At 76.8% G+C, this 11,949-nt stretch carries 8 protein-coding genes; 2 read left to right on the plus strand and 6 right to left on the minus strand.

Going from position 1 to position 11,949, the window contains the following annotated elements; genetic code table 11:
* Positions 1-3: 3 nt before the first annotated feature.
* From DMH08_RS09565 to DMH08_RS09575, 3 genes are all read right to left on the minus strand, one after another.
* Positions 4-1,053: a zinc-binding dehydrogenase gene (locus DMH08_RS09565; RefSeq protein WP_233617502.1), complete on the minus strand. Its 1,050-nt coding sequence runs from the start codon at positions 1,051-1,053 to the stop codon at positions 4-6.
* Positions 1,041-3,134 carry an FAD-dependent monooxygenase gene (locus DMH08_RS09570; RefSeq protein WP_125613120.1) on the minus strand — a complete coding sequence of 698 codons (2,094 nt, stop codon included), beginning with the start codon at positions 3,132-3,134 and terminating at the stop codon, positions 1,041-1,043. The genes DMH08_RS09565 and DMH08_RS09570 overlap by 13 nt, the downstream gene beginning before the upstream one ends.
* Positions 3,135-3,226: 92 nt before the next feature.
* A complete protein-coding gene (locus tag DMH08_RS09575) occupies positions 3,227-4,339 on the minus strand; it encodes a cystathionine gamma-lyase (RefSeq protein WP_199747707.1) in 1,113 nt (370 codons plus the stop codon).
* A 101-nt stretch (positions 4,340-4,440) separates the two neighbouring features.
* On the opposite strand from DMH08_RS09575, the gene DMH08_RS09580 reads away from it, so the two are divergent.
* Positions 4,441-7,662 (plus strand): DUF4132 domain-containing protein, encoded by a 3,222-nt coding sequence (locus DMH08_RS09580; RefSeq protein WP_125613124.1) that lies wholly within the window; start codon positions 4,441-4,443, stop codon positions 7,660-7,662.
* Between the two features lie 36 nt (positions 7,663-7,698).
* On the opposite strand, the gene DMH08_RS09585 is transcribed toward DMH08_RS09580, so the two are convergent.
* A complete protein-coding gene (locus tag DMH08_RS09585; RefSeq protein ID WP_125613126.1) occupies positions 7,699-8,730 on the minus strand; it encodes a hypothetical protein in 1,032 nt (343 codons plus the stop codon).
* Between the two features lie 988 nt (positions 8,731-9,718).
* Between DMH08_RS09585 and DMH08_RS09590 the strand changes: the two genes are divergently transcribed.
* On the plus strand, positions 9,719-10,861 hold the full coding sequence (locus DMH08_RS09590; protein ID WP_158642282.1) for a DUF4132 domain-containing protein: 1,143 nt from the start codon (positions 9,719-9,721) through the stop codon (positions 10,859-10,861).
* Here DMH08_RS09590 and DMH08_RS09595 read toward each other — a convergent pair.
* A complete protein-coding gene (locus tag DMH08_RS09595; RefSeq protein WP_125613130.1) occupies positions 10,824-11,273 on the minus strand; it encodes a DUF6114 domain-containing protein in 450 nt (149 codons plus the stop codon). The genes DMH08_RS09590 and DMH08_RS09595 overlap by 38 nt on opposite strands.
* Positions 11,264-11,857, minus strand: a complete 594-nt coding sequence (locus DMH08_RS09600) for a DUF6230 family protein (protein ID WP_125613132.1) — start codon at positions 11,855-11,857, stop codon at positions 11,264-11,266. The genes DMH08_RS09595 and DMH08_RS09600 overlap by 10 nt, the downstream gene beginning before the upstream one ends.
* Positions 11,858-11,949 lie beyond the last annotated feature (92 nt).

Genomic DNA, 11,949 nt, shown 5'->3' on the forward strand with positions numbered 1-11,949 from the left:
GCGTCAGGGGCGGACGACGATCTTGCCGGTGTACCGCCCCTCGGCGAACTGCCGCTGCGCCCGGTCGATCCCGGTGAGCGGGTGCCGTCCCGCGATGCGGGGCCTGACCAGCCCGGCACGGGCGATCCGGACGAGCTCGGCGAAGTGCTCGCGGGTGTGCATCGACGAGCCGATCAGCCGCCGGTTGTGCAGGTAGAGGCGCCGCAGGTCGAACGGCACCACCGGCCCGGCGACCGCCCCGGCGATCACCCACCGCCCGTCGTCCGCCAGCAGCGGCAGCAGCCGTTCGAGCAGGGGGCCCCCGGCGACGTCCGCGACCACCGGGAGCCCGGCGGGGCACAGCGACCGCACCCGCGCGGCGAGGTCGTCCTCGTCGCGGGCGACGACGTGGGCCGCGCCGGCGGCGGCGACCTCCGCGGCCCGGGCGCGGCCCGTCACCGCGACGACGGCGGCGCCGCGGGCCGCCGCGAGCTGCACCAGCGCCAGCCCCACCCCGCCGGACGCGCCGGTGACCAGCACCGTCTCCCCGTCCCGGAGCCCGACGCGTTCGAGCATGCCCATCGCGGTGCCGTACGCCACCGGCAGGCACGCCAGCTCCTCGTCCGAGAGCGGCGACCCGGTCATGTCGTGGGCCCGGTCCGCCCGCACCGCGACGTACTGGGCGAACCCGCCGTCCGCCTCGCTGCCCAGCAGCCCGACGGGCGGCGCCTGCGCGCCCTCGTCCCGGTACAGCGCCGGATCGACCAGCACCCGCCGCCCGACGAGGTCGCCGGGCGCGCCGGGGCCGGCGGCGGCGACCGTCCCGGCGATGTCGCCGCCCTGGATGCGGGGGAACGCGATGGGGCCCCGCCACCCCGCGCGGGCGTCCGGCCGCCCCGGCAGCCCGTAGGCGCCCTTCCGGGTCCAGATATCGGTGTTGTTCACCGCCGCGGCGCTCACCCGCACCAGCACTTCCCCGGACCCCGGCCGCGGAACGGGCACATCGTGACGCACCCGCAGGACATCCGGCTCCCCGTGGCCCACCAGAACGGCGGCCGTCATCAGTTCGTCCACGCATCGACCCTGCCATGGGCCTGACCTGGACGAGCGCACCGGCACGCGCCCGGGGACGGCGGGCCGCCGCGGCGCCCGCACGGCCTTGCCGACCGGGGCCGGCGCCCCCCACGGTCCCGGCCGTGCCCGCCTTCGGGCGGCCGGTCTAAGTTATGGCGATGCAGCCCGATCTGCCGCAGAAAGCGGCGAACGAACTCCGGCCCCGCCGCGCCTGGTACGCCGCGGCGGCCGCGATCGCCGTCGTGCTGACCGTGCTCGGCACGGTCATCGGCGCGTACCGGCTCGACGGCGCGATCGGCGCGGTCGACACCGGCGACCGGTTCGCCAACGGCGACACCGTCACCCTGCGCCTCGACCCGGGGAGCGACAAGGCGATCTGGGTCATGTACCCGGGCCGGTCGCCCGGCCCGACGTGCGGCATCACCGGGCCGGGCGACCCCCGCCTCACCGACCCGGGGACCGACGTGTTCCTCACCCGCGACGAGACCTGGGCGCTGCTCTACACCATCGACGTGACGCGGGCGGGCGACCACGAGATCACCTGCTCGTCCGACGCGCTGTCCCGGTACGCGATCGGCGACCCGTCCGGCGGCCTCCTCGCGCTGGGCGGCGGCCTGCTTCTCGCCGCCCTTCTCCCGGTCCTCGGGATCGGCACCGGCGCCGCCATCGCCCTCGTCACGGCCCTCCGCCGCCGGGCCCACCGCAAGCGCCTGCGCGCCGACGTCTTCGAGCGCGAGGACCCGGCAGGGGACGTCCGCCGCGACGGCGGCCGCGTGGCGGGCGGGCACGAGGACGGTCATGCCCGTGCCGAACACGCGGCGGAGCCGGGCCGGTTCGCCGTCGAGGACGCACGGGGCGTCCGGGCAGAGGGACCCCGGAAGGGACGTGCCGGACGGCGTGGTCAGCGGGGAGCCGGCGTAGCGGAACGGCTCGGCGAGCTTCCCGGAGTCGATGGCCGCGCGGGCGTCCGGGTCGTGCGGCGCCCGCTCCAGCGTGCGGGCCCGCCGCTCCCGCTGCTCCGGCGTCTGCGGGACCAGGAACTCCATCGTGCGGGCCGTCACCCGCAGGTTCTCCAGCGCCGCCGCGCGGCGTTCGGCGTCGTAGGTGTCGAGCAGGGCGTCGGGCGCGCCGTGCCGGTGCGCGAAGGCCAGCTTCCAGGCGAGGTTCTCGGCGTCCTGGACGCCCGAGTTGAGGCCGCGCGCGCCGAACGGGGCGAAGACGTGCGCCGCGTCGCCCGCCAGGAACGCGCGCCCCGCGCGGAACGCCGCGGCGCACCGCTGGTGGAACCGGTAGGCGGTCGTCCAGACCAGCTCGTACGGGGCGTCGCCGACGATCCGGCGGATCCGGGCGTCGAGGGCGCCCGACGCGCGTTCGGCGTCCAGGTCGAAGTCCTCGGGCACCTGCCAGTCGATGCGCCACACCGAGTCGGGGCACTGGTGGACCAGCACCTGCCGGCCGGGGTTCCACACCGGGTCGAAGTGGAAGCGGCGCTCGTTCGGGAACGGCAGGTCGGCGCGGACGTCGCAGATGAGGAAGCGGTCGTCGAACGAGCGGCCGGGCCACGCGACGCCCAGCAGGCGTCGGACGGTGCTGTGCGCGCCGTCGGCGCCGACGGCGTGGCCGCCGCGCACGCGGACCCCGTTCGCGGCCGTCACCTCGACGCCCGCGGCGTCCTGCTCCAGCGCGACGACCCGGTGCCCGTAGCGCAGGTCGACCAGCGGTTCGGCGGCGGCGAGGCCGCACAGGCGCCGCTCCACCTCGGACTGCGAGATGTTGATCCACGGCGGCGTCACGCCCTCGCCCGGGTCGGGGAACGACACCGCGAACAGCTCGGTGCCGCGGTAGAAGGTGCGCCCCGTCGTCCAGGTGACCCCGCGGGCGACGAGGTCGTCGCCGCAGCCGGCGCGGCCGAGGACGTCCAGGACGTCCCGCTGGAAGCAGATCGCGCGGGACCCGGTCGTCTCGCGGCGGTCCGCGGCCTCCAGCAGGACGCTGGACACCCCGGACCGGGCCAGCAGCAGCGCGGTGACGAGACCGACCGGGCCGGCGCCCGCGATGACGACGTCGGCCTCGGAGCTCATCCCGGGCCGCCCGGTCTCCGGGCCGCCCGGTCGCGCGCATCCCCCCACGCCCGGCTGCCTACCCGCCCGCCGCCGGATCAGCCCCCCGCCGGTCAGGTCCGGGCGGCGTCGAGGGCGCGCAGGGCGTCGGCGACGAGGTCGGCGGTGTCCTCCACGCCGACCGAGAAGCGGACGAAGCCCGGTTCGACCGCGTCGCCGCCCCACCGGCCGCGCCGCTCCGCCGAGCTGTGCACGCCGCCGAAGCTCGTCGCCTGCGTCACCAGCGCGAGGGCGCCGAGGAACCGCTCGGCGAACTCCTCGTCGGGCAGCGTGAACGACACGATGCAGCCGAACCGCTTCATCTGCCGGGACGCGAGGGCGTGCGACGGGTCGTCCGGCAGGCCCGGGTACCGCAGCCCCGACACCTCGGGACGGTCGCGCAGCGCCTCGGCGAGCGCGAGCGCGTTCGCCGACTGCCGGTCCAGCCGCAGCTGCAGGGTCGCGAGGGACCGGTGCGCCAGCCACGCCTCCATCGGCCCCGGGATCGCGCCGACCGTCTTGCGCCACCACCGGACGCTCTCGGCCAGCCCCGGGTCCCGGGTGGCGACGTGCCCGAGCAGGAGGTCGCCGTGGCCCGTCATCGCCTTGGTGTCGCTGGCGACGGAGAAGTCGGCGCCGAGGTCGAGGGGGCGCTGCCCGAGCGGGGTGGCGAGGGTGTTGTCGACGGCGACGAGGGTGCCGCCCGCGTGCGCCGCCTCGACGATGCGGGCGACGTCGCACACGTCCAGGTTCGGGTTCGAGGGGGTCTCCAGCCAGACCAGGCGGGCCCCGTCGAGCAGGTCGAGCTGGGCGTCGCGGGCCGTCGGGCCCATCCGGACCTCGACGCCGTAGGACTCCAGCCGGTCCCGCAGCGACCGCGTCGTCTGGTAGCAGTCCGTCGGCAGGACGACCGCGTCGCCCGCCCGCGCCTGGGAGAGCAGCACCGCCGCGATCGCCGCCATGCCGGACGAGAACACCGACACCTCGGCGCCGCCCTCCAGCTCGCCGATGGCGGTCTCCAGCAGCGTCCACGTCGGGTTGGCGTCGCGGCCGTAGGTGTAGGGCCCGGCCGGTTCGCCGGGCAGGTGGTAGTGCGCGGCGAACGCCGGTCCCGGCAGCGTCGGCGCGAACTTCTCCGCGGGCGGGCGTCCCGCGCCCACCGCCAGGGTCCCGTCCCCGATCTCCACTCCGACCTCCTCTTTCGCGGGACCGCCATCGTCCCGCATCCGGCCGCCGGGCGTTCCGGTGGCCCCGCCGACGTCGGCGGCATGCCCTACGTTGACCCGCTATGAAGGATCAGCAGAACTCCGTGGCGCCGGACGAGGACGTGTTCGACTTCCCGAAGGCGTGGCTCCGGTACATCCACCCCCGCAGGGGCGGCGTGCCCGCGGCGGTGAAGCCCGCCGGCCCGGCGGAGGCGCGGAGCCTCATGCGGGCGCCCGCGGGGGAGGGGGAGTCCGTCGACGCGGCCCGGCGGTACCTCGCCGGGGAGCCCGACCCGGTGGGGGCGGCGGCGGTCGCGGCCGCCGCGGTGAAGGCGGAGTGGAAGTACGAGCGCAAGGCGGTGACGTTCCGGACGCTGGTCGACGCGTGGGTCGCCGAGCACGGGCTCGCCTTCGCCGCCGAGGCCGTCGTGGAGCGGTGCAAGGCGGTGCTGGCCGCCGACCGGCGGTTCCACAACGGGACGCGGATGCCCCGCGGCCTGGGCGAGCCCGAGCAGGAGGCGCTGTGGCGGGTGCGGGCGTTCCTCGCGGCGGCCGACGACGCCGGGTACGCGGCGGCGGCCGAGCGGCTGGACGCCGTCCACTGGCCGGCCGAGGAGGAGATGCTGGGGGCGTGGATCGTCGCGTACCTCCTTCCCGACCGGCAGGACCGGGTCGACGACCTCCTCGCCGCCGGACCCCGCTGGGAGCGGCTCGATACGCTGGTGCTGTGCTCGCTGGGGCGGCCGTCCCAGCTCGACGGGCTGCTGCCGCGCTCTCGGCGGGCCCGGGTGTCCACCGGCACGATCGCGACGCTCGCCGACGGCATCGGCACGGCCGTGCTGGCGTACCTGCTGAACGCGGTGGCGGACGGCCGGCAGGGCGGCGAGCTCCGCAGGTGCGTCTTCGACGCGGTGGCCGTGCTGCCGACCGACGACGCGTTCCGCGCGCTGCTGGACCGGCGGGACGACCGGCACGGCCGGGGCGCGCTGATGGACGCGATGCGGCGGTTCCCCCACCGCGCCGTGCGCCTCCTGGCGGACGCCGGCGACCGCGACGCGGCCGAGCTGCTCGACGGGCACGTCCGCGCGCACGCCGACCTGGTCGCGGCCGCGCTGCCGGACCTGCCGGACGGCGCCCGCGCCGCCGTCGAGCCGATCCTCGCGGCGATGGCGCCGCGCGTCCCGGAGGCGCCGGCCGCCGACCTCCCGGCGTGCCTGACCGCGCCGCCGCCCTGGAAGCGGCCGGTGAAGCCGGCGGCGCCCGGCCTGGAGCCGCCCGCGCCGCGCGTCGCCTGGCCCGCCGGGATGCGGGAGGCGTGGCTCGCCGCCGACACGAGCGAGATGGAGCGGCTCGTCCCCGAACCCGACTGGGCGGACCTCGCCGCCGGGACGGACCGGTTCCTGGGACGTATGCAACTGGGCAACCTGCTGCTGTTCGGGCCCGAGGACGTCGTCCGCCCCGTCCTGCCCAAGCTGGTGCGCTTCGCGTACGCCGAGAGCTGGATGAAACCGGTCGTCGCCCGGTACGGCGTCGACGCCCACGACCTGGTGGTCCGGGCGGCCGGGCTGTACCTGCCGTTCCTGAGCGCCCCGGTCGCGGCGGGCGCCGCCGACGACCTGCTCCGCGGAGGCGAGAGCGCGGCCACGGCCGTCGCCTGGCTGGACCTGCACGGCACCGACGCCGTCCCGTACCTCGCCCCGGCCGCGCTGGGCCGGCCGGGCAAGCCGCGCCGGGCCGCCGAGCACGCGCTGCGCCGGCTCGCCGCCCGGCACGGCGCCGACGCGGTCGCCGCCGCGTGCCCCGGCGCGGCGGACGAACTGCGGACGCTCCTCACGGCGCACCCGGTGCAGACCGGCTTGGTCAAACGGCCCGCGGTCGGCGACTGGGTGCGGCAGGCGGCGCTGCCGCAGGTGCTGCTGCGCGGCGGGGACCGCGCCCTCCCGGAGGCCCACGTCCCGCGGCTCCTGGAACTGCTGGCCCTGCCCGTCCCGTACGGCCTGGACGAGCTGCGCGCGGCGTTCGAGCCCGCGTCGCTCGCCGAACTGGGCTGGAGCGTGTTCGCCCACTGGCTCGACCTCGGCCGCCCGTCCAAGGAGAGCTGGGCCCTCGCCCAGCTCGGCGGCTCCGGCGACGACGAGGCGGTCCGGCGGCTCGCCCCGCTGATCCGGGCGTGGCCGGGGGAGGGCGGCCACAAGTACGCCGTCACCGGCCTGGACGTCCTCGCGGGCATCGGTTCCGACGTCGCGCTGATGCACCTGCACTCGATCTCGCAGAAGGTGAAGTTCAAGGGGCTGCGGGCCCGCGCGCAGGAGAAGATCGCCGAGGTGGCGGAGGCGCGCGGGCTGTCCCTCGACGAGCTCGCGGACCGGCTCGTCCCGCACTTCGGCCTGGACGCGGACGGGTCGATGGCGCTCGACTACGGTCCGCGGCGGTTCACGGTCGGGTTCGACGAGCAGCTCAAGCCGTTCGTGGTGGACGAGGCGGGGAAGGTCCGCAAGGCGCTGCCGAAGCCGGGCGCGAAGGACGATCCGGAGCTGGCGCCCGCCGCCCACAAGGCGTTCGCCGCGCTGAAGAAGGACGTCCGGACCGTCGCGGCCGACCAGCTCCGCCGCCTCGAACGCGCGATGGTCGAGGGCCGCCGCTGGACGCCGGACGAGTTCCGCGCGCACCTCGTCCGGCACCCGCTCGCCGGGCACCTCGCCCGCCGCCTGGTGTGGCTCGCCGACACCGCGGACGGGACGGCGTCGTTCCGCGTCGCCGAGGACGGGACGCTCGCCGACGCCGACGACAAGACGTTCGACCTCGCGGAGTCGGCCCGGGTGGGGATCGCGCACCCGCTCCACCTCGGGGACACCCTTCCGGTTTGGCGGGAGGTGTTCGCCGACTACGAGATCCTGCAGCCGTTCGAGCAGCTCGCCCGTCCCGTCCACGCGCTGACCGACGCGGAGCGGGAGAGCGGGCGGCTCGAGCGGTTCGAGGGGCTGGAGGTGCCGTTCGGGACGGTCCTCGGGCTGGAGAAGCGCGGCTGGGAGCGCGCCGAGCCGGGGGACGGCGGCAGCCAGGAGTACATGTCCCGGAGGGCCGGCGCCGACCGGTACACCGTCGTCGACCTGTACCCCGGCTTCAGCATCGGTGTCCCGGACGCGACCGGCGACGTGCAGCTCCTCGAGCACGTGCGGTTCGCGGCCGAGCCCGGGCGGTACTGGGGGGCGCGGAGCACCCCGCCCCCGCTGGGCGACCTCGACCCGGTGGCGGCGTCCGAGATCATCGCCGACCTGGAGACGCTGCGCGATGCCGCCCGCTGACCTTCCGGTTCGCTCCGTTCTCGACCAGTTGATCCCTTACGGTGAGGGCACATGAACGATCGGCTCCAGGTCCCGCCCGACGAGGACCTCCTGACCCTGCCGGACGAGTGGCTGCGGTCCGTGCACCCCCGGCGCGGCGGCGCCCCCGTTTGCGAGCCCGAGGCCGACCCCGGCGCGCCGGAGGCCGCCGCGCGGCTGGTCGCCGGGAGCGAGGGCGTCGTCGAGGCGATGCTGGCGGGCGGCCGCCCGACCGCGGAGATCGCGGAGGCCGTCCGGCGGCACCGGGACGGGACGCCCGACCCGGTGGGCGCCGCGGTGGTCGCGAAGCTCGTGCGGCACGCCGTGGGAGACCTCAAGACGCCGGTGTGGCGCACGTTCGTCGACGCCTGGACGGTCGCGCACGGCCCCGGGTTCGCCGGGCGCGCCCTCCTCGAGACGTCCCGGACGACCGTCAGGACGATGGCCGGGGGCGGCGGGTGGCGCGGCCGGTTCACCGTCCGCGCGGCGCGCGACGACGGGGACCCGAACCGGCCCGGGCCGCTCCCGCTGCGGCGGGTGCGGGGCCTGCTCGCCGCGGCCGGCGACGCCGAGCAGGAGGCCCTCGACCCACACCGCGCCACCCCGGCGACGCGGCTCCTCGCCGCCTACCTGGTGCCGAACCGGCACGACTGGGTGGCGGAGTCCCTCGCCGAGGCCGACCGCCGCAGGTACAAACCGCTCGCGCTGTGCTCGGCGGGGACGGCCGAGCACCTGCGCACCGCGAACGTCACGCTCTCCTGGGGCGAGGCGAGCAGAGACGTGCTCGCCACCCTCGTCGACGGCCTCGGCCCGGACGTGCTGCCGTTCCTCCTGGAGAGCCTCGAAGCCGGCCACCTGGACAGCCGCGACCGCGAGCAGATCTTCCGGGCCGTGGCGCTGCTGCCGTCCGACGCGGCGTTCGAGGCGCTGCTGGACCGCCGCGCCGACAAGTACGCGCGCCGCGCGCTCCAGGAGGCGATGCGGCGGTTCCCCGTGCGCGCCATGCGCCTGCTCGCGGGCCGCGGCCTCGCCGAGCAGCTGGGCGACCACGTCCGGACGCACCTCGACACGGCCGTCGCCGCCCTGCCGGCGCTCCCCGGGCCGGTGCGCGCGGCCGTCGAGCCGTTCACCGAGACGGCCGCCCGCGTTCCCGACGCGCCCGCCGCCGAGATCCCGGCGGTGCTGGCCGCGCCGCCGTGGGACGGGCCGCCGGAGACGTTCCGGGCGGACGTCCCGGTGCCGCCCGTCCGGGCGCGCTGGCCGGAGGGGCTCCGCGAGGCGTGGCTCGCGGCGGACGTCGCCTCCGTCGTGCCGTCGGACGACCGGTACCGGAAGGTCCTCACGGCGGACGGCCCCGCGTCGGAGGAGGCCCGCGAGCTGCTGGCGAAGGGCGCCTGGCTCGCGGCCGGCGACGGGGACTGGCGCCGGGCCGTGGTGGCGCGGCACGGGACCGCGACCCTCGAGCGAGTGCTCTGGTACGCCGGCCACTCCCCTTGGGAGTACGCGGACCTGCTGGTGCCGTTCTTGAGCTGCGGCATCGCCGAGTTCATGTGCGACCGGCTCGCCCGGGAGGACGGCAGCGGCCGGCGGGCGGCGGACGCGTGGCTCCTCCACCACGGGCTCGACACCGTGCCGTACCTCGCGGTGCGGGCGCTCGGCAAGGCCGCGAAGAAGCGGGGGCAGGCCGAGCGGGTGCTGCGCCGGCTCGCCGCCGAGCACGGCCCGGACGCGGTCGCCGCCGCCTGCCCGGAGGCGTCCGGCGGGCTGCGCGCGATGCTGGCGGCCCACCCGGCGCGGACGGGCCTGGTCAAGCGGCCGGAGGCGGGCGCCTGGGCGGACCCGTCCGTGCTCCCGCAGGTCCTGCTCAAGGACCGGGAGCGCGCGGTCCCGGCGCGGGAGACCCGGGCCCTCCCTCGCCGACTTCGGCCGGGCCCTCTTCCGCCGGTGGCGGGACGCGGGCGCGCCGCCGAAGGAGGCGTGGGCGCTGACGCAGCTCGGCCGCACCGGGGACGACGAGACGGTGCGGATGCTTTCCCCGGTGATCCGGGCGTGGCCGGGGGAGGGCGGCCACAGGAACGCCGTCACCGGCCTGGACGTCCTTGCCGAGATCGGCACCGGCCTGGCGCTGTCGCACCTGGACTCGATCTCGCGGAAGGTGAAGTTCAAGGCGCTGCGGGCCCGCGCGCAGGAGAAGGTGCAGGAGGTGGCGGACGGCCTCGGCCTCACCGCCGAGCAGCTCGCGGACCGGCTCGTCCCGGCGTTCGGCCTGGACGCGGACGGGGCGATGACGCTCGACTACGGTCCGCGGCGGTTCACGGTCGGGTTCGACGAGCAGCTCAAGCCGTTCGTGGTGGACGAGGCGGGCAAGGTCCGCAAGGCGCTGCCGAAGCCGGGCGCGAAGGACGATCCGGAGCTGGCGCCCGCCGCCCACAAGGCGTTCGCCGCGCTGAAGAAGGACGTGCGCGGCGCCGCGTCCGACGCGCTGCTCCGCCTCGAACGCGCGCTCGTCACCGGGCGGCGCTGGACGGCGGCCGAGTTCCGCACGTACCTGGTCGGGCACCCCCTCGTCGGGCACCTGGCCCGCCGCCTGGTGTGGCTGGCGGAGGACGGCGGCGGGACGGCGTCGTTCCGGGTCGCCGAGGACGGGACGTTCGCCGACGCCGCCGACGAGACGTTCGTCCTTCCGGAGGCGGCCCGGGTGGGGATCGCGCACCCGCTCCACCTCGGGGACTCCCTTCCGGCGTGGGCGGAGGTGTTCGCCGACTACGAGATCCTGCAGCCGTTCGAGCAGTTGACCCGGCCCGTCCACGTCCTGACCGACGCGGAGCGCGAGGGCTACCGGCTGGAGCGGTTCGAGGGCCTCGACGTCCCGTTCGGGACGCTGCTGGCGCTCGTCCGCCGGGGGTGGGAGCGCGGGCAGCCGCTGGACGCCGGCCTCGAACGGTGGATCTCCCGGCGGGCCGACGGATGGCACCTCGTCATCAACCTGTCGCCGGGGATAGCGGTCGGCGCCGTGGACGCGACCGGCGACACCCAGCGGCTCACGGCCGTCTGGCTCGCCCCCCGGCCGGACGACCACCGCCCCTCCCCGCCCGCGCCCCTCCGCCTCGGCGACCTGGCCCCGGTCACCGCGTCGGAGATCCTCACCGACCTGGCGGCGCTCGCCGGCGCGGCGGTCTGACCGCCCGCCCGCGAGCCCCGCGTGGACGCCGCCCGGGTCGGCCGTCGTCGGCGGGCGGCGTCCACGCGAACGCCAGGGACGCGCCGGTGATCGCGGCGAGGGTGCCGACCAGGAAGCCGCCCAGGTTCGTCAGGACGAACGCGGCGAGGGCGGCGAGGACGGTCAGCAGCGCGACGGGGACGCGCTGCTCGGGCGCGAACCAGAGCGCCGCGCCCAGCGCGGCGAGGAAGAGGCCGAGCAGGAAGGCGGCGTAGCCCCCGACTCCGGTGTGGACGATCAGCCCGGTGCCGGCCACCGGCACCAGCAGGATCTCGGCGCCCGCCGCGGCCACCAGCAGGCCCGCGGCGAAGGGGCGGCGGGCGCACCACGCCGCGGCGGCGCGCCGCCCCGCGGGCAGGCGGCTCAGAAGCATGCCGGGACGTCCCGCCCGAAGGAGACGTCCAGGCCCGTCACCTGGAACGAGCCGCCCGCCACCATCCAGGCGTCGGCCTTGACGTCGGTGACGGTGAAGCCCCCGGCGCCGACGCCGAAGTCGCCGGGGGAGCCGTCGGCGGGGGTGCCGGTGCCGAGCCCGCCCGCGTCCCGGTTCAGCAGCAGGGACGTGAAGTCGACGTCGGCGTCGACATGGGTGGCGGAGATGCTGAGGCCGGTGATCTGCGAGGCGCGGGCCGGGTCCGTCGCGCCGAGCCGCACCGTGTAGCGGCCGAGGGGCGTGTCGACGTGCGCGGACTGGCACAGCCCGCGGGCCCGCGCCGAGCGCATCGTCAGCACCATGACCGGGTGGTCGGCGCCGTCGGCCGTGCGGACGACGGCCGGGTGCAGGCCGAAGCCCTGCCCCGACAGCTCGTCGGCCGACACCTGCATCTGCCGCCCCGACACCGCGAACGACGCGGGCAGCGCGCCCTGCGCCATTCCGAACGCCAGGACCGCGAGGGCGCCGACGGCCGGCACGAAGAGCACCAGAAAGCGGCGCAACGGGGCGAGTGGTCGCGTCATCGCGGGCGTCCTTCCCGGTAGCTGCCCGGCTTGGGTCTTTGATCGACCCGCCGATGGCTCTCCATGACGATATCATTACCCTTAGTGACCGA

The sequence above is a fragment of the Actinomadura sp. WAC 06369 genome, assembly GCF_003947565.1.
In the GTDB taxonomy this organism is placed as follows: domain Bacteria; phylum Actinomycetota; class Actinomycetes; order Streptosporangiales; family Streptosporangiaceae; genus Spirillospora; species Spirillospora rifamycini.